The organism is Hymenobacter guriensis, assembly GCF_015773195.1.
Lineage (GTDB): Bacteria > Bacteroidota > Bacteroidia > Cytophagales > Hymenobacteraceae > Hymenobacter > Hymenobacter guriensis.
On sequence record NZ_JADWYK010000002.1, the window covers coordinates 57,733 to 79,148 of the forward strand.

18 protein-coding genes are annotated in these 21,416 nt (G+C 60.3%); 10 read left to right on the forward strand and 8 right to left on the reverse strand.

Features of this window, described 5'->3' with window-relative positions; all coding sequences use genetic code 11:
* Both I5L79_RS03650 and I5L79_RS03655 read right to left on the reverse strand, forming a co-directional pair.
* The gene (locus tag I5L79_RS03650; protein ID WP_196953680.1) at positions 1-426 is read right to left on the reverse strand and encodes a LytR/AlgR family response regulator transcription factor; all 426 of its coding nucleotides are present in this window, start codon (positions 424-426) and stop codon (positions 1-3) included.
* 162 nt (positions 427-588) lie between these two features.
* On the reverse strand, positions 589-2,076 hold the full coding sequence (locus tag I5L79_RS03655; protein WP_196953681.1) for a GH3 family domain-containing protein: 1,488 nt from the start codon (positions 2,074-2,076) through the stop codon (positions 589-591).
* A gap of 692 nt (positions 2,077-2,768) precedes the next feature.
* Between I5L79_RS03655 and I5L79_RS03660 the strand changes: the two genes are divergently transcribed.
* The gene (locus I5L79_RS03660) at positions 2,769-3,197 is read left to right on the forward strand and encodes an OsmC family peroxiredoxin (RefSeq protein WP_196953682.1); all 429 of its coding nucleotides are present in this window, start codon (positions 2,769-2,771) and stop codon (positions 3,195-3,197) included.
* Between the two features lie 84 nt (positions 3,198-3,281).
* Positions 3,282-3,755 carry a hypothetical protein gene (locus I5L79_RS03665; protein ID WP_196953683.1) on the forward strand — a complete coding sequence of 158 codons (474 nt, stop codon included), beginning with the start codon at positions 3,282-3,284 and terminating at the stop codon, positions 3,753-3,755.
* A gap of 194 nt (positions 3,756-3,949) precedes the next feature.
* On the opposite strand, the gene dnaA is transcribed toward I5L79_RS03665, so the two are convergent.
* The 3 genes from dnaA to I5L79_RS03680 form a co-directional block, all read right to left on the reverse strand.
* Positions 3,950-5,440 carry a chromosomal replication initiator protein DnaA gene (gene dnaA, locus I5L79_RS03670; protein ID WP_196953684.1) on the reverse strand — a complete coding sequence of 497 codons (1,491 nt, stop codon included), beginning with the start codon at positions 5,438-5,440 and terminating at the stop codon, positions 3,950-3,952.
* Positions 5,441-5,581: 141 nt separating this feature from the next.
* The gene (locus I5L79_RS03675) at positions 5,582-6,502 is read right to left on the reverse strand and encodes a bifunctional metallophosphatase/5'-nucleotidase (protein WP_196953685.1); all 921 of its coding nucleotides are present in this window, start codon (positions 6,500-6,502) and stop codon (positions 5,582-5,584) included.
* A 156-nt stretch (positions 6,503-6,658) separates the two neighbouring features.
* Positions 6,659-7,417, reverse strand: a complete 759-nt coding sequence (locus I5L79_RS03680; protein WP_196953686.1) for a 5'-nucleotidase C-terminal domain-containing protein — start codon at positions 7,415-7,417, stop codon at positions 6,659-6,661.
* Positions 7,418-7,638: 221 nt separating this feature from the next.
* Here I5L79_RS03680 and I5L79_RS03685 point away from each other — a divergent pair, with 221 nt between their 5' ends.
* Together I5L79_RS03685 and scpA are read left to right on the forward strand one after the other, a co-directional pair.
* Positions 7,639-9,447 carry a methylmalonyl-CoA mutase family protein gene (locus I5L79_RS03685; RefSeq protein ID WP_196953687.1) on the forward strand — a complete coding sequence of 603 codons (1,809 nt, stop codon included), beginning with the start codon at positions 7,639-7,641 and terminating at the stop codon, positions 9,445-9,447.
* Positions 9,448-9,808: 361 nt separating this feature from the next.
* Positions 9,809-11,992, forward strand: a complete 2,184-nt coding sequence (scpA, locus tag I5L79_RS03690; RefSeq protein ID WP_196953688.1) for a methylmalonyl-CoA mutase — start codon at positions 9,809-9,811, stop codon at positions 11,990-11,992.
* A 70-nt stretch (positions 11,993-12,062) separates the two neighbouring features.
* On the opposite strand, the gene I5L79_RS03695 is transcribed toward scpA, so the two are convergent.
* Positions 12,063-13,745, reverse strand: coding sequence for an SBBP repeat-containing protein (locus I5L79_RS03695; protein WP_196953689.1), 1,683 nt, complete (start codon positions 13,743-13,745; stop codon positions 12,063-12,065).
* 258 nt (positions 13,746-14,003) lie between these two features.
* Here I5L79_RS03695 and I5L79_RS03700 point away from each other — a divergent pair, with 258 nt between their 5' ends.
* From I5L79_RS03700 to I5L79_RS03710, 3 genes are all read left to right on the forward strand, one after another.
* Positions 14,004-14,429, forward strand: a complete 426-nt coding sequence (locus I5L79_RS03700) for a hypothetical protein (RefSeq protein WP_196953690.1) — start codon at positions 14,004-14,006, stop codon at positions 14,427-14,429.
* A gap of 392 nt (positions 14,430-14,821) precedes the next feature.
* Positions 14,822-15,784, forward strand: a complete 963-nt coding sequence (locus I5L79_RS03705) for a hypothetical protein (protein WP_196953691.1) — start codon at positions 14,822-14,824, stop codon at positions 15,782-15,784.
* Between the two features lie 172 nt (positions 15,785-15,956).
* The gene (locus I5L79_RS03710; protein WP_196953692.1) at positions 15,957-17,099 is read left to right on the forward strand and encodes an acyltransferase family protein; all 1,143 of its coding nucleotides are present in this window, start codon (positions 15,957-15,959) and stop codon (positions 17,097-17,099) included.
* A 30-nt stretch (positions 17,100-17,129) separates the two neighbouring features.
* Here I5L79_RS03710 and I5L79_RS23160 read toward each other — a convergent pair whose 3' ends face one another.
* Entirely contained in the window at positions 17,130-17,579 is a 450-nt protein-coding gene (locus I5L79_RS23160; RefSeq protein WP_317191359.1) for an NUDIX domain-containing protein, read from the reverse strand.
* On the opposite strand from I5L79_RS23160, the gene I5L79_RS23165 reads away from it, so the two are divergent.
* Positions 17,529-18,698 carry a DmpA family aminopeptidase gene (locus I5L79_RS23165; RefSeq protein ID WP_231402756.1) on the forward strand — a complete coding sequence of 390 codons (1,170 nt, stop codon included), beginning with the start codon at positions 17,529-17,531 and terminating at the stop codon, positions 18,696-18,698. The two genes, I5L79_RS23160 and I5L79_RS23165, sit on opposite strands and share 51 nt — an antisense overlap.
* Before the next feature lie 115 nt (positions 18,699-18,813).
* Positions 18,814-19,605, forward strand: a complete 792-nt coding sequence (locus tag I5L79_RS03720; RefSeq protein WP_196953693.1) for an SDR family NAD(P)-dependent oxidoreductase — start codon at positions 18,814-18,816, stop codon at positions 19,603-19,605.
* Between the two features lie 82 nt (positions 19,606-19,687).
* Here the strand turns inward: I5L79_RS03720 and I5L79_RS03725 are convergent, their stop codons facing one another.
* Positions 19,688-20,176 (reverse strand): ankyrin repeat domain-containing protein, encoded by a 489-nt coding sequence (locus I5L79_RS03725; RefSeq protein WP_196953694.1) that lies wholly within the window; start codon positions 20,174-20,176, stop codon positions 19,688-19,690.
* A 407-nt stretch (positions 20,177-20,583) separates the two neighbouring features.
* Between I5L79_RS03725 and I5L79_RS03730 the strand changes: the two genes are divergently transcribed.
* The gene (locus tag I5L79_RS03730) at positions 20,584-21,387 is read left to right on the forward strand and encodes a M57 family metalloprotease (protein ID WP_196953695.1); all 804 of its coding nucleotides are present in this window, start codon (positions 20,584-20,586) and stop codon (positions 21,385-21,387) included.
* Positions 21,388-21,416: the final 29 nt, after the last annotated feature.

Here is a 21,416-nt window from a genome sequence, read left to right on the forward strand (position 1 = left end):
CTAAAGCCGCGGGGTATCGGCATGAGGGTGCAACCGCTCCGTTACGCGCCGGACGGCCTGCACAAACCGCTCATAGGTGAAAGGCTTCACCAAGTAGTCGGCTACCCGAAGCTCGAATGCGTCCCAGGCAAAGTTTTCGTGCGCCGTGGTCAGGATTACCTGCGGCGGCTGGGGCAGCAGCCGCAGCATGTCGAGGCCGTTTAAGTCGGGCATTTCCACGTCCAGGAATAATACATCCACCTGCTGCCCGGCGCTGAAAAACTCCAGCCCTTCTACGCTTCCGGTGAGCATAGCTTTCAGGTGTAGCTTGCCATTCAGCTGGATGAAATGCTCCAGCGACAGACGATTGATTTCGTCGTCATCCAGGATGGCGCAGGTCAGGAGTGCCCCTGAAGAAGCTGGGCTGACGGCGTGGGCATCCTGCATAAAAGCTCTGAGCTGAAAAAGGAAGAATCGACTTGCACGACCTCTTGGAAGAGCCCTGCAAGGCAAAGTACGAACTGTAGTACAAGAATGAAATTCAAACGGCGCTCTGTCTCCATCTTTAGAGCCCAAGCCGGCACCTCTGCCATTACCTTGTAGGCTATACTAAGCAAGCCCTTCCGCCAGCTTGCGGTCGTTGCTTAGGCGCGGCACCTTGTTTTGGCCGCCGAGCTTGCCCTGGCTTTTCATGTAGCGCTGAAACGCCCCGACCGGCAGCGGCGTGAGCAGCAGCGGCGCCAGGATGTTGCCGGCTAGCAGGTCGTCGTAGTACACGTTGCGTTGGCGCAGGCCGGCATCCAAGGCTTCGGCAAAGGTGACGAGAGAGCGGGGCGGATGGGCAAACTCAATCAGCCACTCGTGGCGGGAAAGTACGGCGGGGTCGTCGCTTACGCGGGGTGCTACCGTAAACTCCACTACTTCGGCTTCGGGGTGCTGGCGCATGGCCTCGCGCAGGGCTTGCTCCACTTCCTCCCCAATGACGTGCTCCCCAAAAGCCGACAGAAAGTGCTTGATACGACCCGTGACGACTACCCGAAACGGATACTTCTGGGTAAAGCGTACAGTGTCGCCGAGGGAATAGCCCCAGAGGCCGGCGTTGCTGTTCAGCACCACAGCATACTGCTGATCCAGCTCGACTTCCGCAATGGTGAGGCGGGGCGGGTTGGACTCAAAAAACCGCTCGGCGGGGATGAATTCGTAGAAAATACCCGCATCCAGCAGCAGCAGCAGGCCGGGGTTGCCGGGCTCGTCCTGAAACGCCAGGAAGCCCTCCGAAGCCGGAAACAGCTCGATGCTGTCGACGGGCCGACCAATGGTTTCGAACAGCTTTTTGCGGTAGGGCTCGAAGTTGACGCCCCCGTACACAAACAAGTCAAACTGCGGAAACACTTCCCCCACCGGCCGGCCGGCGCGCTGCACAATCCGGTCGAAGTACATCTGCACCCAGGGCGGAATCCCCGAAATGAGCGTCATGGGCTGGTGCAGGGTTTCGTCGACGATGCAATCCAGCTTCTGCTCCCAGTCTTCGATTATGTTGGTCTGGTAGCTGGGCAGCTGGTTGCGGCGCAGGTAGGCCGGCACGTGATGATTGGCAATGCCCGAGAGCCGGCCCGTGTGGATGCCGCCTACCGATTCCAGGGCCGGGGAGCCCGACAAGAAAATGAGCTTACCATCCAGAAAGTGGCTTTTGCCCGTGCGGTGCACGTAATGAAGCAGCGCGTCGCGGGCCCCGTTGATGTGGTTGGGAATGCTGTCCTCGGTGATGGGAATATACTTGGCCCCGGAGGTAGTGCCGCTGGTTTTGGCCAGGTACAGCGGCTTACCGGGCCAAAGCACGTTGGCCTCGCCGGTTTTTAGGCGCTCAAAGTAGGGTTTGAGACCTTCGTAGTCGCGCACAGGTACGCGGGCGGCCAGGTCCTGGGCGGTGCGGGCGGCGCCCAAGTCATGGTCGCGGCCGAAGCTGGTGCGGGCACCCTGGCGCAGCAGTTCGCGCAGTACCTGCTGCTGGGTGCCCACGGGGTCCTGCTGCCAGCGGGCGTACTGGCGGGCAACGTAAGCGGCCAGTGGCCGGCTCAGAGCGGATTTGATTCCCATGCGGGGAAAGCAGATTGATGACCGGTAAATGTAGCCGCTAATACTGTACGCGCCGAAAGCTGTTGCTCTCGAATGTAGCGGTGTTTACTGGCTCCACTCGTTGCCAAAGGCCCAGCAGGGGAGTAAGCTTAACAACCCGGTGCTGTGTATCACTGGTTGCAAACCCGTCATAGCGTGACTGTTCCACTACCCGAATAGAGGAGTTGGCTATGCCTGTATACAATACCCGCTCATCCTGCCAGCTTGCATCATGACCAATCCAGTAAAACGCTAAGAAAAGCAAAGAGAAAGTGAATGCAGGTACTGCCAGGAACCCTGTGACACCCATCAGTACATACCGTGGCGTTGGCCATACCGCCAAGGCCCGAAAGTGCAAAGCCAGGGCCACGGGCCATAACCAACCCAGGGCTGCCTGCATGGTATGAAAGACCAGACGGAGGTTGGTGCTGTCTATTAGTTCGATACCAAGCCAATTTGATGTTGCTTCAAGCGCCCAGAGCACACAGCCTAGCCACCCAAGCCCAATAATCCACGGCCGTATTGATTGGCGCTTGTTCCCCACCGCCGGCTGCGTAGCTTGAATAGGTGACATATTTCTCGTAGTTATATTCTTCGCGCTTGCAAGTTCACAAAAACTCCGCTTCAGGCTGGCCGTTATATCTTCACAACTTCACCTTTCATACTTTCTCTATATGATCAACCAACGTGGCAAGGCCGTCTGGAACGGCGACATCAAAGGCAGCGGCGAAATTTCCACCCAAAGCGGCACGGTGCAGGCACCTTATTCGGTCGGCGCCCGGTTTGAAGGCCAGAAGGGCACCAACCCCGAGGAGCTGATTGGAGCGGCCCACGCCGGCTGCTACACCATGTTCCTGGCCAGCATTCTGACCAAGGACGGCAAGCAGGTTCAGCAGATTCGCACCGAGTCGAAGGTGACGCTGGATACCTCCGGAGAAGTGCCCAAAATCGTGAAAATTTCTCTGACCACCGAAGGCGAAGTAGCTGGCCTTTCGCAGGATGAGTTTCAGCAGTACGCCGAGAAAGCCAAGGAAAATTGCCCCATTTCTCAGGTACTAAAAGCTGTACCCGAAATGGAGCTGGCCTCGGCCACGCTGAAATAAGCCGAAAGGTAGTTGTTGGTTGCTCTGTGTTGCACAACCGACAACTCCTTACTTTTGCGGCTTCTCTCCTCTTCTCAAGCTTTTATGCCTCCAGCTTCTACCCGTTTCCGTCTTCAGCCCGCCAACACCCAGCGCATTCCGTTCTGGGGTCAGTTGTTTATCGGGCTTATCTGGCTGGGCTACGTGCTGGCGCTGATTGTTTCGGGCGAAGGCAGCAGCGACTTCCACTTTCTGCACTACGTGTTTCTGGTGTTCAGTCTCGTGTATCTGGGCTACGTGCTGGTGCACAATGCGCCTATTTTCGGTACCCAGAGCTACCTGGAGTTTACGCCTGCCTACATTGTGCACAAAAGCGGCCTGTTCCGGGCCAAGCAGGCTTTTCCGGCCGAAACCATTGCCGCTATTGAGCTGCTGCCCCGCCAGCTGCGCCTTAAGCTGAAGGATGGCACCAGCTTCCCCCTGAGTTTGCGCGAAGTTCGTGGGGTTAAGCGCCGGCGCCTCGTGCTGGAGAAAATCCGGACGTTTGCCGCCCAGCACCAGATTCCGGTGCGGGAGTAGCCTCACCCCCGCCCCCTCTCCCGTGGAGAGGGGAGCCAGGCGCGCTGCCCAGCGCAGCTGCTTCGGCTCGCGCTTCCGCAGCCGTTACCAAGAAAGATATTGTTTAAATGCGACAACGCCTCGGCTGGTAAGCCGAGGCGTTGTGTCGTCAGGCTCCCCTCTCCACAGGACAGAGGGTGAGGCTCTACAGGCCCTTATTTCGCGAATTTCTTACGCAGCTCCTGCACCTGGCTGCGGAACTGCTTGTCGGAATCGATAAGGTCCGATACGGTTTGCACGGAGTGGATGACGGTGCTATGGTCGCGGCCGCCGAAGTGGTAGCCGATGCTTTTGAGCGAATGGTTGGTGTGCTCCTTGGCAAAGTACATAGCCACCTGTCGGGCCGTTACCACTTCCTTTTTGCGGGTTTTGGCTTTCAGCAGGTCCACTGAAATGCCAAAGTACTCGGCCACGGTTTTCTGGATAAAGTCCAGGTTTACCTCCGCTTCTACATCCTCAATGATGTGGCGGAGGGCCTGCTTGGCCATTTCCAGGTCGATTTCGCGCCGGTTGAGGGAGCTTTGCGCAATCAGGGAAATCAGCACGCCTTCCAGCTCGCGCACGTTGGTATCCACGGAGTACGCCAGATACTCCACCACCTGCGGCGGTATGTCGATGCCATCCTGCTGCATTTTGTTCTGGATGATGGCCATGCGCGTCTCGAAGTCGGGGCTTTGCAGGTCAGCGGTCAGGCCCCACTTAAAGCGCGACAAGAGCCGGTCTTCCAGGCCCACCAGGTCACGCGGGGGGCGGTCCGAGGTCATTACAATCTGCTTCCCGGCCTGGTGCAGGTGGTTGAAGATGTGGAAGAACATTTCCTGGGTCTTGTCCTTGCCCGACAGGAACTGTACGTCGTCCAGAATCAGTATATCCACCAGCAGGTAAAAGTTGGCAAAATCCTGCACCGCGTTGGCCCGCAGGCTTTCGATGAACTGGTTCGTAAACTTCTCCGCCGACACGTAAAGCACGAACTTATCGGTGTTCGAGGCTTTGATGTGGTTGCCGATGGCCTGCACCAGGTGGGTTTTGCCCAGGCCCACGCCGCCATAAATCATCAGCGGGTTGAAGCTTGTCGTGCCCGGTTTATTAGCCACGGCAAGGCCGGCCGAGCGCGCCAGGCGGTTGCAGTCCCCCTCAATATAGTTCTCGAAGGAATACGTGTTGTTGAGCTGGGACTGCAGGTAGTTGCGGTCGATTACCTTGGACGCTTCGAAGGGGTTGCGCAGCTGGGCGGGTGCCGCCGGCGCGGCCGCGGCCGCCGCCACGTTGCGGGCCGAGGCCGTGAGGGCGCCCGCGGCCACCGAGCCGGCCACCGTAGCGGCATCGGCCGGGCCCGTCATCTTGCGGGCCGTGGGGATGTTGACGGTGCGCGGCTTGTTCTGGCTGTTGCCCTGGTCTACCACAATGGAGTACTCCAGCCGGCCCTCGGGGCCCAGCTCCTGATAGATGCCGCGCTTGAGCTCATCCACGTAGTGCTCTTCCAGCCACTCGTAAAAAAACTGGCTGGGTACCTGAATTACGAGTACGTTGTTGTGCAGGGCTACCGGCACAATGGGCTCAAACCACGTGCGGAAACTCTGCTCCCCGATGCTGCTCCTGATGATGCGAAGACAGTTGGCCCAAACGATACGGCAATCCTTCAACATCAATGAAAATCAGGCAAATGCGTGGTTGCAGGCGCAAAAAGAGAGAAGCAGGGCCAGGCTCCCGGCAGAGCCTTTTTTTTAGGGGGAGACAAAAATGTGGAAAAGTCAGGAGACAAAAAAACCCATTTCTGCTTGCGAATGTCAGGCCGTATGCACGGGTAGCACCGCCGCCCGCGCCACGCCCGGCCGGCGCGTGCCCCGCTCGAACACATAATCGATACGGCCGAGGTTGATGCCCGACCACCCAACTTGGTTAATCAGCGTCTGGTGGCCGCCAGGGCCAGCTACTACGTCGGGCTTGTCGAGGAACGTGTGCGTGTGGCCGCCTAGTATAAGGTCGATGCCGGGCGCGCCGGCCGCCAATTTAAAATCGTCGATTTTCGCGCTTTCGTATTTATACCCCAGGTGCGAAAGGCAAACGACCATGTCGCACTTTTCGGGGCCGCGCAGTTTGGCTACCATTTCTTTGGCCGTAGCCACGGGGTCGAGGTAACGGGTGGCGCCGTAGTTGCGGTCGGCTACCAGCCCGGCCAGCTCAATGCCTACTCCGAACACGCCAATGCGGTGTCCGGCTTTTTCAAATACCTTATAAGGCTGAAAACGACCGGCCAGCGGGGTCTGCGAGAAGTCGTAGTTGGCCGTCAGGAACGGGAAAGCGGCGTTGGGCAGCTGCTTCTGCAGTCCTTCCAGGCCGTTGTCGAAGTCGTGGTTGCCGAGGGTGCTGGCGTCGTAGCGCATCTGCGACATGAGCTTGTATTCCAGCTCGCCCCCGAAAAAGTTGAAGTACGGCGTCCCCTGCCAGATGTCGCCCGAGTCGAGTAACAGCACGTTAGGCTCCTGCTGGCGGATCTGGGCTATCAGCGAAGCCCGGCGGGCCATGCCGCCCATGCCGGCCCACTGTGCCGCATTATCCGGGAACGGCTCGATGCGGGAGTGCATGTCGTTGGTATGCAGAATCACCAGCCTGGTGGCATCGGCCGCGGCGGCCGGCAGGCTCAGCCCCAGCAGCCCCAGGCTGGCGGCGCCCAGCGTACTATGCTTCAGAAATTCGCGACGGTCCATCTACTTTACTATGCTAATGTGGGGAATGTGCTAAGGTGGGGAATGTGTTGGTGTGCTAAGGTGGAAAATGTGCTGATGTGGGATGGGTAAGCATTTCTCACATTATCCACATCAGCACATTAGCGAAGCGCAGCACATTCAACTCACCTTAGCACATTATAACTTCACTCTGCCTTCTACTTTGGCTTCTACCGGGCGGCCGGCTTTGGTGAGCTCCTGAATGTGCTCTGTAATGGCCGCGCGCAGCAGCACGCCGGTTTTGCGCGGGGCCAGCGCGCGAAAGAACGTCATCTGGTCGCCACCGCCGGCCAGGTAGTCGCTGATGGCAATGGTGTAGGTGCGCCCGGCCTCGAAAGGCTTGCCGCCGATGAGGATGTTGGTGGCTTTGCCCTCGGGCGTGGCCGTGTATACGGCCCCCGACAGGGCCATCTTCACCCGGGCCGCATAGTCGAACATCTGCTGCACCACGGCGCCGGGCGCATCCAGCACAACCAGCTCATTCTCGAAGGGCATCAGCTCAAACACCGAGCCCACCGTAACCGGCCCGGCCGGCAGCGGAGCCCGCAGGCCGCCGTTGCTCATCACGCCCAGGTCGATGGGCTGCTTGAGCTCCCGGCTGGCGCGGGTGCGCTGCAGGTCGGCCACAAAGTTGGCCAGCGGGGACTCGCCGGAGTTTTTGGTAATAGCCACCGGGGCCGTACCCAGCACGGTGCCCATCGTTTCCTCTACCTTGCGGTGATAGGGCGCAATGGTCGCCTCGGCCGTCGGGTCGGCAGGCAGCTGCTTGCCCACGGGCTGTGCCGTAACGGGCGCCAGCGTGGCCTTGGCCTGATAAGGGGCGCGCTGGCAGGCCGGCAACAGGCTGCCGCAGGCCAGGGCAACGCCCAGCAGAAGACCAGAAGAAGTGAATTTCATGCGAAAGCTCAGGTCAGGAAGAGGGCAAAGATACGCAGCCGCGCGCACCTGCACTGCCGACGGAGGCCGGGCTCTTCGCCGCAGCCGGAAGTTTTCCGTACGGGAAGTAGAGCGTAGTGCCTTGCTTGTCTGCCCGGCCAGCCGCTGCTAAACGCCGGGCAGACTCTCGCCGATATCTAGCCCATTCCGGTATCTTTAGCCCGTTTTCCACCCATTTTGCTATGTCCGATACGCCGCGCCCCGGGTCTGTTTCCTTTGCTGAGTTTGCCCCACTCACCACCGAGCAGTGGCAGCAGCGCCTCACCCGCGACCTGAAAGGCGCCGATCTGGCCGACCTGCGCTGGCAAACGCCCGAGGGCCTGGTGCTGGAGCCTTTCTATCATCGCGAAGCCCTGGCTGCCCTTGGCAACCTACCCGCACCCCAGGTGCCCGCCGTGCCCGGCCGCTGGCGCAACGTGCCCACGCTGCTGGTGCCCGCCCATGACAACGGCCACACAGCCGTCGACCATGCTGCCCAGGCCCTGCAGCGAGGTGCCGACGGTATCCACTTCGATATCAGCTCCCCGGCGCTTTTTGACGTGGGCTACCTGGCCGCCACGCTACCCGTTTCCTCCGCCTACCTGTGCTACACCGTGTGCCAGCACCCGGACGAGTTTCTGCAGCGCCTGCTCGATGCGGTGCCGCCCCATACGCTGCGCGGGTTTCTGCGCTACGCGCCCGGCCAGGGCAGCTCCCCCGACGACTACGCTCTGCAGGTGGAAGGCCAGCGCCGCTGCCTTCAGCTGGCCCGCACCTCGCCCGACTTTCTGCCGCTGGCCATCAACGGCAACTTTTTCAGCAACCGCGGCGCCACGGCCGTGCAGGAGGTGGCCTACATCCTGAATACGGCCGTAGCCTTTCTGAACAGCCTCCCAGCCGATGATTCCAGCATCGACGCAGCGGCCGTGGCAGCGGCCCTGCACCTGCACGTGAGCGTGGGCACCAGCTACTTCATGGAAATAGCCAAGCTGCGCGCCCTGCGCCGGCTGTGGGCTACGCTGCTGCACGCCTATGGAGTACCTCCGGAAATAGCAGGCCGCCTCCATATTCACGCCGCCACCTCCTCCTGGGTGCAAACCACGCTCGACCCGCATACCAACCTACTGCGCGTGACTACCGAAGCCATGAGCGCCGTGCTGGGTGGGGCCAATTCGGTGTCCGTCACGCCCTTCGACAGCCTGTACGCCGAGCCCAATGAGTTTTCGAGCCGCGTGGCCCGCAACGTGCCCATCATTCTGCGCGAAGAAGCTTACCTCGACCGGGTGGCCGACCCCGCCGCCGGCTCCTACTTCATCGAAACCCTTACCGACCAGCTGGCCCAGGAAGCCTGGGCGCTGTTTCAGGAAATGGAAGCGGCCGGGGGCTTGCTGGCGGGCCGGGGCCGGATGCTGGAGGCTATTCGCCAGAAGACGATGGAGGAATTCCAGCGCATTGCCAGCGGTGAGCAGGTGATTGTAGGCACCAACCGCTTCCAGAACGCTCAGGAGCAGTTTGCCTTCGATGCCAAGAAGCTGTTGCGCAGCCGCTACTTCGATACCAACCGGGCTGCTTATCCCTCGGAGGTGCTGCGGCTGGCCACGGCCATGCATTTTGTGCGCAAGGAGCAGAAAAAGAAAAAAGCCGCCGTGGTGCTGCTCGGCACCGATACCATTCAGCTGATCTACGACTCCTTCGTGCGGCTGCTGCCTCCGGCCGAGCGGCCCGCGCTGTCGGAGGCTCCGCCGGCGGGCGCCCTGTCCATCCTGTTTTCCTCGGCCGAAGAAGCCACGCTCATGTCGGCCACAAATGAGCAGTTCCGGCGCTTCTCGGAGTTTATTCTGCAGGAGCCTCAGGAAGACCCCGAGGAAATGCTGGCCGACCACGACGCGCCCGTGCTGCTCTCCGCCGACCTGGCCACCATGCGCGAGGCCATGCGCGTGTTCGGCTTCCAGGAGTTCACCCTCCACGGCCACACCACCGACGACGTGCTGGCCCGCCTGCAGGGAAGGTGAGTTGTGGGGTGCCCCCATTAGAACGTCATTCAAATAGCACGTCATTCCGAGCGAAGCCGAGGAATCTTGCTAGGCTGTGTGGACAGCAAGCAAGAAGAACGTCATGCTGAGCTTGTCGAAGCATCTCTACCGCTTCGGTCGCACGAAATCGTTCGGTAGAGATGCTTCGACAAGCTCAGCATGACGCCCTGGAAAGCCTAAAAATACATTTTTCGATTACTGTCCACACACCCTAGTGTAGTAACTTCTTTTATTCGACCTATTTACTTATAAATAGCACCACAACATCAGCACGCGAGATTCCTCGGCTTCGCTCGGAATGACGTTCTGGTGTCTCCTGTCACGCTCCCGCCCAAAACCCATGAAACCCGACTTCGCCACCATCCCCTACAACGCCGCGCCGCTGGCTTCGCCGCTTACGCAGCCGGCCACCTCTCCTACCCCCGAGGGCATTGAGCTGAAAGCCTACTACACGGCCGAGGACATAGCGACGCTCGACCACCTGGGGTTTGGAGCGGGGCAGGCGCCGTTTCTGCGCGGGCCCTACTCGTCCATGTATGTGCAGAACCCCTGGACGGTGCGCCAGTACGCGGGCTTCAGCACGGCCGAGGCCAGCAACGCCTTCTACCGCCGCAACCTCGCGGGCGGGCAGAAAGGCTTGAGCGTGGCCTTCGACCTGGCTACGCACCGGGGCTACGACTCCGACCACCCCCGCGTGCAGGGCGACGTGGGCAAGGCCGGCGTGGCCATCGACTCGGTGGAGGACATGAAGATTCTCTTCGACCAGATTCCGCTGGATCAGATGTCCGTGTCGATGACCATGAACGGGGCGGTGCTGCCGATTATGGCCTTCTACATCGTGGCGGCTGAGGAACAGGGCGTGAGCCCCGAAAAGCTGGCGGGCACCATTCAGAACGACATTCTGAAGGAGTTCATGGTGCGCAACACCTACATCTACCCGCCCGCGCCCTCCATGCGCATCATTGCCGACATCTTCAGCTACACTGCACGGCTGATGCCCAAGTTCAACTCCATCAGCATCTCGGGCTACCACATGCAGGAAGCCGGGGCCACCGCCGACCTGGAGCTGGCCTACACCCTGGCCGACGGCGTGGAGTACGTGCGCGCCGGCCTCGCGGCGGGCATGACCATCGACCAGTTTGCGCCCCGCCTGTCGTTTTTCTGGGCCATTGGCATGAACCACTTCATGGAAATTGCCAAGATGCGCGCCGGCCGCCTGCTTTGGGCCAAGCTCATGAAAAGCCTGGGGGCCGAAAACCCCAAGAGCCTGGCCTTGCGCACCCACTGCCAGACCTCGGGCTACTCCCTCACCGAGCAGGACCCCTTCAACAACGTCACGCGCACTTGCGTGGAGGCCCTGGCCGCGGCCCTGGGCGGCACCCAGAGCCTGCACACCAACGCCCTCGACGAGGCCATTGCCCTGCCCACCGACTTCTCGGCCCGCATTGCCCGCAACACCCAGCTCTACCTCCAGCACGAAACCGACATTACCCGCGTGGTAGACCCCTGGGGCGGCTCCTACTACGTGGAGCGCCTCACCCACGAGCTGGCCGACAAAGCCTGGGCCCTCATTCAGGAAGTGGAGGAGCTGGGCGGCATGGCCAAGGCCATTGAAACCGGGCTGCCCAAGCTGCGCATCGAGGAGGCCGCCGCCCGCAAGCAGGCCCGCATCGACTCGGGCAAGGAAATCATTGTGGGCGTGAACCGCTACCGCCTCACCGAGGAGGAGCAGGCCCGCGAAGCGCAAATCGAAATCCTCGACATCGACAACGCCGCCGTGCGCGAGTCGCAGATTGCCCGCCTAAACACGCTGAAGGCGGAGCGCGACAACGCCGCCGTGCAGCAAGCTCTCCAGGCCCTGACCGACGCTGCGCGCCAGGGAGCCTCCACCTCAGTGACCCAATCGGAGACGAACAACGAGCCACAAACAACGAACAACCTCCTGGCCCTGGCCGTGCAGGCCGCCCGCCTGCGCGCTACGCTGGGCGAAATCTCCGATGCCATGGAGGCCGTGTATGGCCGCCACCAGGCCACTATCCGCACCGTGTCGGGCGTGTACTCCCAGGAAATGGACTACGACCAGGAATTTGCCAAGGCCCGCCAGCTGGCCGACGAGTTCAGCCAGAAAGAAGGCCGCCGCCCCCGCATGATGGTGGCCAAAATGGGCCAGGACGGCCACGACCGGGGCGCCAAAGTCATTGCCACCTCCTTTGCCGACGTGGGCTTCGACGTAGACATTGCCCCCCTGTTCCAGACGCCCGAGGAAGTAGCCCGCCAGGCCGCCGAAAACGACGTGCATGTGGTGGGGGTATCCTCGCTGGCCGCCGGCCACAAAACCCTGGTGCCCCAGCTTATTGAGGAATTAGCTAAGTTAGACCGGGCCGATATCCTCGTCATTGCCGGGGGCGTAATCCCGGCCCAGGACTACCCCTTCCTCTACGACGCCGGCGTGACCGGCATCTACGGCCCCGGCACCGTCATTGCCGTAGCCGCCCAGGAGATTCTGCGGAAGCTGGGGGAGTAGGCCAGCAGTAAAAAACAAAGCCCTGTCTGAACATACATTCGGGCAGGGCTTTGTTTTGGCTTTCAGAGGGCTATTCCACAACCAATTTAGCACTTCTTGTCTGGCCGTTATCCGTGGTAACGCGCAGTTGGTACAGCCCAGAAGCAAGTCCGGATAAGGACACAGAATAAGGGCCTGACATACCAGTTACTGCCTGCTTACGAATCAGACTACCACGAGCATCGGAAATCAGTAATTGCCTTTCACCGCCGCGAAGCATGATGGTTGTGCGCTGACTAGCCGGGTTGGGGTAGATGGCAAAAACTGCACTGCGGCTGACAGCTTCCGGAGTTTCTACGGAGGTAGTAACTGCCGGAACAGTCAGTTTGGCAATATATGAATCGGTCCCGGTGTCACACATGTTGTAGTCGGCAAAGGTTTTTACTTTACCGAAGCTGGCATCTCCCCATATAGTACCGGCCACGTAGATATTGCCCTTCGTATCTACCGCAATGCCGTGGCCGTAGCTATGATCGTTACCGACCCGGAGGCCAACGGAATGCAAGACGGCCGTAGCATTTCCCTGGCCGTCATAGCGTACCACAAACACTTGCCCGTTGATGGTATTAAGCTCGTTAGTGCCGAAAACAGCTTTTCCTAAAAAGGCTCCCGTCACAAGAAACCCACCATTATGGTCGTAGGCCACCCCAGAAGCAGAGTTGTAGCCCGTTTCCGGAGAGCCTGAAGAAGACGTAGGTATATCGTATGACCAGGTTAGAGAACCTTTGGCGTTAAAGTGTGCCACGTAGAGGTTAGCCTTGGCAGGATTGTAATCGAAATTTTCCCCGCAAACCACTGTATTGCCGCTTTCATCTACCGCTATTGCTCTTACCTGTTTCATCCGGTCCGGCGTAGCCCGCGCGAATTGGCTCCATACCGGAGTTCCCGCAGCCGTCAGCTTACAGACAAATATATCTTGGTAAGATGAGTAGATGGTGTCGGAGCCGAAGGTAAGCGAACCGCCACAGTCGCCCGTGATGTAGGCACTGCCTTCCTTATCCAGAGTAAGGCCAGCCACATTCACCATGCTGCTTGCCCATGAGCCAAAGCTTTTCGCCAAGTTAACCTTTCCGTCCGGTGAGAACCGATAGTAAAATATCCCTCCATCGACGAGGGCTTGTCCGCCGAAGTCGATAGAGGCCTGAAAATCGCCAGCAACGATTACCTCTCCCTGAGCGTTGGTAGCAATTCCCTTGAGATTTTTGTGGTTCTGGCCGCCGCCCTGTCGCACCCATTGCTGCACTCCCTGAGTGTTGTATTTGGCCAAATACACATCGGAAGAGGAGGTTTTGAGCGTGGTAGCACCAAGGGTAATATCTCGATTGAAGGTACCCGCAACGTATACATTACCGGATAAGTCTACTGCTATATTATTACTGGAGACATACCCCGACCCGTCCAGATTGGTAATCCAGAGAGCTTCACCGTCAGGACTATATTTAGCCAAAAAAATATGCGTGGTTCCCGTACTTGCAGTAAGCTTTACTTTGCCTAGTGTGAGAGTACCTTCAAAGATGCCCGTTGTGTACTGGCTGCCATCGGCCCCAATTGCAATGTCTTCGCCCATGCTGTAGGCATCGGTGAGGGTGCGCTGCACACTCGCCCAGGCAGGCCCGGTGGGCGCTTGCTGCGCGGAGGCAGGGGCGGCGCAGCAGCTGATAGCAACCCCTAAGGCCCAGCGCATGAGTTGTCTCGCGAAAGTAGAAATGGCCATCTAGTAGATCAGGAAAGGTGGAAGGATCAGTACTTCAATATAGACGCATGACCTTGCAGAGCAGCAGCAGGTTGCATTGATTTAAACTTTCTGTGCTTTTCGCCTTCCTCCAAGCGGGCCGGCTATATTTCTAGGGTTTCTGCCAGCCGCCGCCGCGGCAGCTTGGTGTACAGGCCAATACAAAGGCACAGGCTTACCTTTGAGCTAATGAGCAGACGGTAGGTAATGCAGCCTCACGAACTCTCTTTTCCCCTTTGTATGCGCATCGACGACATCGACCAGGAAGACGCGGACATTGATTGGTTTGCCACCGATGAGGCCGGGCACGTGTTGCACGTGGCTTCCGGTGGGGGCGTGCTGCCCGAGTCGGTAGCCAGTTCCCAGGAAGATTTGCTGCTGCTGCATCAGTATTTCCTTACCCTGCCCGAACGGGGCGACGCCGTAGCGGTTGAGCCCGGGTTGCAGGGCAATAGCTCCGTGCGTTATGCCCAGCGCGGGCTATTCTCCTTCAACAAAACGCAATTGCACGAGCGCGCCGATGCGCGGTATTACGTGGTAGCCCGGCCCATCATCCCCCTCACGGTTGCCGAGTTGCCACCGCCGCTGGCGGAGCTGTTGCGCCGCACTCTCCTGCCCGGCAACGTAGTCAGCCTTTCCACCCTTGAGTTAACGGCTATTTCCTGAAAACTCCCCGGCCCGCCCTTCCAGCGGGCCGGCTTCGTTTCCGAAGCTTCTGCCGGTCGCTGCGGCAGCTGAGCGACGGGGCGGCGGCTGGGGGTTTGCTTCTAACTACGCTTACGGCCCTTCTACGCCTTTTTACGCCGTTTCTACAGGGCCTTACGCCACTTCTACGCCCGTTTACGCCGCTTCTACGTGTCTTTACGTGCCTTCTATGCGGGCTTACGCCGCTTCTATGGGGGTTTACGTGCCTTCTACGCAGGCTTACGCCGTTTCTACGGGTCTTTACGCCACTTCTACGGGTCTTTACGCCTCCGTAAAGGCATGTGGGCTTGACTTTATATCAGATACTTCCTATTCTTATTTCACGCTTTAACCCTTCACTATTTCAACGCTTTATGGAACACGCAGAACCTATTACCCGCCTCTACACCGGCTCCGATGCGACCATGCGCCAGCAGATGCGCACCATGCAGGGGCACTACCTCACCGACCAGGCCGCGTTTGCAGCCTTCAACCCCAGTTTTACCGCCGCGTTCGGCACCAGCTGGGCCGCCGCCCTCGATGCCGCCGATGCCGCCACGCCCGGTGCCGGCCGCGTGGGCGAGCTGAAAGAAGACACCCAGGCCGTAGAGGCTGTGATGGAAAAGGCCCGCACCCAGGTGCAGGGCCTGTTTTATTTTGTGGAGCAGGCCTACCCCGGCAACAAGGCCCGCCTCGATCAGTACGGCAAAAAGCTCTACGAAAAAGCCCGCAACAACCACGACAAGATGCGGGAGCTGCTGGAGCTGGCCGCAACCGCCGCCGAGCGCGACAAGGTGGCCCTGGCCGCCAAAGGATTTTCGGCAGCCAAGCTCACGGCCCTCAAGGCCTTCCCCGACCAGCTCACGCAGGCCAACACCACCCAGGAAATGAAGAAGGGCACCAACGTGGAGGACGGCGACGGGTTTGTGCAGCTCCAGAATGCGGCCTATGGCTTCGGCCGGCAGGTGAGCGAGGCCGCCAAGGTGGCCTTCGCGGGCGACTACGCCAAGCAGCAGCTCTACCGCCTCACCGCGCCCGCCGCGGCCGGCCCCGAAACCCACGAGCTGCCCCTCAAAACCGGCGCCCTCAAAACCCTTTTGCTCGAAACCCTGCTCACGGCCACCTCCACCCTGCGCCTGCGGGTACAGGAAGCCGAGGCCAGCGTGAGCGTGCAGCTGGTACTAGCCCCCGATGCGGGCGGGGGCACACCCCTCACCGTCGCGGGTCCCGAGCCGGTGCTGGTACCCGCCGCCACGCTGGGCACGGGCCAATACCTGCTGGCCAGCCACGCCGCCGGCCCCACTGCCGTGCGGCTGCACGTGGAGGTAGTGGAGTAGCACACCATTGAGCGCCGCCAGCACGTCATGCTGAGCGCAGCCGAAGCATCTCTACCGCTTCGTATGTGGCCTTTTCAACGAAGCGGCAGAGATGCTTCGGCTGCGCTCAGCATGACGTTCTTTTTTTCTATAGCCCTACCGTCATTGGCTGCGGCGCCGCTTACATTCGCGTATGCAGACACAACTACTGGCCGAACCTGCCGCCCCGGCGTTGAGCACCAAGCCGCACTACGCTATTCTGGACGGGCTGCGGGGGGTGGCGGCCCTCACGGTGGTGGCGTTCCACCTGTTTGAGGCCCACGCCACCAGCCACCTCGACCAGCGCATCAACCACGGCTACCTGGCCGTGGATTTCTTTTTCCTGCTTTCGGGCTTCGTGATTGGCTACGCCTACGATGACCGTTGGCAGCAAATGACGCTCAAGGAGTTCTTCAAGGTGCGGCTGATTCGGCTGCAGCCGCTGGTAGTGCTGGGCATGGTGATGGGCGCCGCGCTGTACTACTTCCAGGATTCGCCGCTGTGGCCCGGTATCAGCGAGGTGCCCGGCTGGCTGGTGCTGGTGGTGATGCTCATTGGCTGCACGCTGCTGCCCGTGCCGCTGTCGATGGATATCCGGGGCTGGCACGAAATGCACCCGCTCAACGGGCCGGGCTGGTCGCTGTTCTACGAGTACATTGCTAACCTGCTGTATGCGCTGGGCGTGCGCAAGTTTTCCAATGCGGCGCTGGCCGTGCTGGTGGCCCTCACGGGTGCGGCCCTCATCCACTTCGCCGTCACCAGCCCGGCCGGCGACGTTATCGGGGGCTGGTCGCTGGATGCCGAGCAGCTGCGGGTGGGCTTCACACGGATGCTGTTTCCGTTTTTTGGCGGGCTGCTGCTGTGCCGGGTGGCGCGCCTGGGCCGGATACAGAACGCCTTTGGGTGGTGCAGCCTCTTGCTTTTACTGGTGCTGGCCTTCCCCCGCGTGGGCGGCGCCGACCACCTCTGGCAAAACGGCCTCTACGACTCACTCAGCATCATCCTGGTGTTCCCGCTGATTGTGTGGCTGGGCGCCAGCGGGCAGGTGACGGGCCAGGTATCGGCGCGGGTGTGCAGGTTCTTCGGCGACATTTCCTACCCGCTCTACATCACCCACTATCCCTTCATCTACACCTATACTGGCTGGGTGAGCACGCACAAGCCCAGCTGGCAGCAGGCCCTGCCAGTAGCAGTGCTCACCTTCGTATTGGCCGTGGGCTTGGCCTATGCCGCCCTCAAGCTCTACGACGAGCCCGTGCGGCGGTGGCTGCGCCAGCGGTTCCTGACAGCCCGCTAAGAAAAAGGCATGCAAACGCTGCCCTAGCATTTATCCCAGCAGGTTGTTCAGTTGCGCGTACTGCAGCAGCAGGATGGTTTTGGCGTCCTTGATAGCGCCGGTTTGCACCATCTGCAGGGCTTCGGCGAAGGGCAGCTCCAGCACCTCTATGCTTTCCTGGTCGTGCTCCACCCCGCCCCCGGCGTGCACCCGCAGCTCCTCGGCATACTCGGCCACGAAGAAGTACAGGATTTCCGTCACCGAGCCCGGCGACATATAGGCCTCCAGCACTTTGGTGACGTTGCGCACGCGGTAGCCGGTTTCCTCCTCGGTTTCGCGCCGGATGCCGGCCCCGGCTTTTTGCGGGCTGGTCGGGCAACGGTTAAGGTTTCCGGCTGGTCTGCAGAGCAGCGGCCAGTAAGGCCTGTCGTGCTCTTTTCCCTGCCTTCTATGAAACGCTTTTTGCCCCTGCTGCTTGCCTGCCTGGCAGCTACCCCCAATCCTCCTGCTCCCCTGGCCAAACCCCGGGCCCGCGAGCTGGGAATTCCATTTGAAGGCAAGCCTGGCCCTTACAATGCCATAACCGATGTGCCGGGAGTGCTGGTAGGCTACAAAACGCTGGTGCGGGGCAAAGGCGCGTTGAAGCCGGGCACAGGGCCGGTGCGCACCGGCGTAACCGTGATTCTACCCAAGGGCCGCACGGATGCGCCCGTACCCGCCGCCTGGTTTAGCCTCAACGGCGACGGCGAAATGACGGGCCTGCCCTACATCGAGGACTACGGCACCACTGCCGGCCCCATCGGCATCACCAACACCAACAGCGTGGGCGTGGTGCGCGACGCCATCGGCGCCTGGAATATCAAGCAGTTTTCCAGCGGCGGAACCTTCGATTTTTCCTTTGGCCTGCCCGTGGTAGCCGAAACCTTCGATGGCCTGCTCAATGACATCAACGGCCTGCACGTAACCAAGCAGGATGTGTGGGATGCTTTGGACGACGCCAAAACGGGGCCGGTGGCGGAGGGCAACGTGGGCGGGGGTACGGGCATGTCGCTGTTCCTGTTTAAGGGAGGCAGCGGCACGGCCTCGCGGCTGGTGTCGGTGGATACGGCCCGCTACGTGGTAGGGGCATTCGTGCAGGGAAACTTTGGCGGCCGCCAGGATCTGCAGGTAGCGGGCGTACCCGTAGGGCGCGAAATCAAGGACCTGATGCCCGTCATCACCACCAAGCAGAAGGACGGCTCCATTATAGTGGTCATTGCCACCAATGCCCCTTTGCTGCCCTCCCAGCTCAAGCAGCTGGCCAGGCGCGTCACGATTGGGGTGGCCCGTACCGGCGGGCTGGGCCGCAACAGCTCCGGCGACCTGTTCCTGGCGTTCAGCACGCAAAGCCCGGCCGGCAATGATAAAGGCACGCTGGAAACCTGGCGCTCAGTGCCCAAGGAACGACTCGACGCCCTGTATCAGGCCACGGCCCAGGCCACCGAAGAAGCTATTATCAACGCGCTGGTGGCCGCCGAAACTATGGAGGGCATCAATGGCAATACGATTTATGGCCTTCCCGCCAACCGCCTCCAGGAAGTGATGCGCAAGTACAACCGCCTGGCAGAGCCCGCTAAATGATGGGGAAGCGGGGGTGAGTTGCCGCGAGGTATGCACTGATACGCCCAGCGGCCCGTGACAAAACCCCAACTGGCGGGTTGTAGGCAGATAACGTTTCTACCAACCTGCTTTTCTCATGGATTTACAACTCACCGATAAACGCGCCCTGGTCACGGGCTCCACGGCCGGCATCGGCCTGGCTATTGCCCGGCAGCTGGCCGCCGAGGGCGCCGAGGTCATTCTCACGGGCCGCACCGAAGCCCGCCTGGAAGCCGCCCGCGCCGCCATTCTGGCCGAAACGCCCCAAGCCCGTTTGCAGAGCGTGGCCGTCGATTTTGGCTTGGCTGCCGACGTGCAGCGCCTGCTGCAGGCTGTGCCCGCCGTGGATATTCTCATCAACAACGTGGGCATCTTCGAGCCCAAGCCTTTCACCGAAATTACGGACGAAGACTGGCTGCACTTTTTCGAGGTGAACGTGCTGAGCGGAGTGCGCCTCTCGCGCCATTACTTCCCGCAGATGCTGGCCCAAAACTGGGGCCGCATCCTGTTCATCTCCAGCGAGTCGGCCATCCAGATTCCGCAGGAAATGATTCACTATGGCACCACCAAAACGGCCCAGCTGGCCGTAGCCCGCGGGTTGGCCGAGCTCACGAAGGGCACCAACGTCACGGTAAACTCCGTACTGCCGGGCCCTACCGCTTCCGAGGGGGTACAGGAGTTTCTGGGCAAGCTGGCAGCCGAAGGGCAAACCCGGGAGCAGGCCGAGCAGGACTTTTTCCAGCACGCCCGCCCCTCTTCCCTGCTGCAGCGCTTTTCTTCGCCCGAGGAAATTGCCAGCATGGTGGTGTTTTTGAGCAGCCCGCTGGCCTCGGCCACCAACGGCACCGCCGTGCGCGTGGACGGTGGTACGGTGCGCAGCATCAACTAACCAGCGCGCTACTTTACACAAAGCAGCCCCCGCTGCCGCACGTGTTGCGGTAACGGGGGCTGCGGCGTTTCTGAGGCAAGTGCTATTCCGGCAGCACCGACAGGGCGTATTCGTTGCCTTGCTGCAGGGCTAGGTCGCGGGCGGAGAGGCCGCGCACGTCGCGCAGGGAGGTATCGGCGCCGGCTTCGAGCAGCAGGGGCAGGATGTTGTGGCGGCCAAACAGGGTGGCAAACATGAGGGCCGTGCCGCCATTGCCGTTCTGCAGGTTCAGGTCGGCGCCGTGCTGGATGAGCAGCCGGGCCACTTCGGGGTAGCCTTTAAAGGAAACGCCCATCAGCGCCGTGTTGCCGGACAGGTCCTGCACGTTGGGGTCGGCGCCGTGCTGGAGCAGAAACTCCGTGGCTTCCACCTGCCCATCATAGGAAGCCACGATAAGCGGCGTGAAGCCCTTGCCGTTCTGGAGGTTGATATCCAGAGGCGACTGGGCAAGCAATTCCCGCAGGTCGGCTACGCTGCCGCGGCGGGCAGCATCAATCAACAGGTCTTCGGGGCGGGCAGAGGAAAACGTCATGAGAAAAGGAAAGTAAGCCTGTGAATCTGGTGGCGGCGGTGCATACGCGAAGTACATAAATATGGCGCTATCTGCGGCAAATCCTCTGCATTCGTTCGGTTGCGCGGGTAGCACTTAGGCGAGTCAGCCCGGCAAGTCTACTGCTTAGGTTGGCACCGGCGCTGAACTGATAACACGGCTAAGCACAAAGTATTTACGAACAGTCGTTAGCATTAAACAGGCGGGTTTGCTTGTTGTTTAATTATATGATCATCCCGTGGTATTTCATAAATTCTCGAAGTCTATTTTCTTCATTAAAGCTTCATAAAAGGCCTGTATAAGATTTTGTTGTTTTGTAAATATTTCAAAAACAAAGGTAGATTTGGGCACTCTTTTCAACCATCACCCCAAAAAACTTTCTTTTTTTCATGAAAAACGCAAAACTACTCGTATCCGCCCTATTGATGGCCGGAACCGCCCTGTTCTCCAGCTGCAGCCAGCAGGAAGAAGTTGCCAAGAACGATGCGCCCAACGAGGAAACCCTTTCGCAGATCCGCGCCCTGGGCTTCAGCACCCACGACGTGAAGCGTGAGGGCACCGATTACCTGGTAGAAGGTGACATCCGCCTGTCGGCTAGCGACCTGAAAAACAAGTATGCCGACGGCAAGCTGCTGCGCGTAGGTGAGGAAGAGCAGTATCGCACCACGTATCTGGTACGCGGCCCGCGCACTATTACCCTGTCGGTAAGCTCCACGCTGCCCTCGGCCTACGTAACGGCCATCGACGAAGTGGTGCGCCGCTACAACGCGGAAAACCTGACACTGCGCTTTCAGCGCGTAAGCACGGGCGGTAACATCGTGTTTACCAAGGCTCCCAGCGGCGCCTCTTACCTGGCTTCAGCGGGCTTCCCTACCTCGGGTGGCAACCCCTACAGCCAGGTAGTGGTGAACTCCACGTACCTGGGCTCTAACCCCGGAACCAACTATCTGGCCACCATACTGGCGCACGAAACCGGCCACTGCATCGGCTTCCGCCACACCGACTACATGGACCGCTCCTACAGCTGCGGCGGTGCTTACGCCAATGAGGGTGCCAGCAACGTAGGCGCCATCCGTATTTCGGGCACGCCGGCCTCGGCCGACCCTAACTCCTGGATGCTGGCCTGCGTAGGCAACGGTGTAAACCGCCCCTTCAACAGCAACGACAAAATTGCCCTGAACTACCTCTACTAGGTTCAGCGCCGCTTTCGTCACCACCCCAA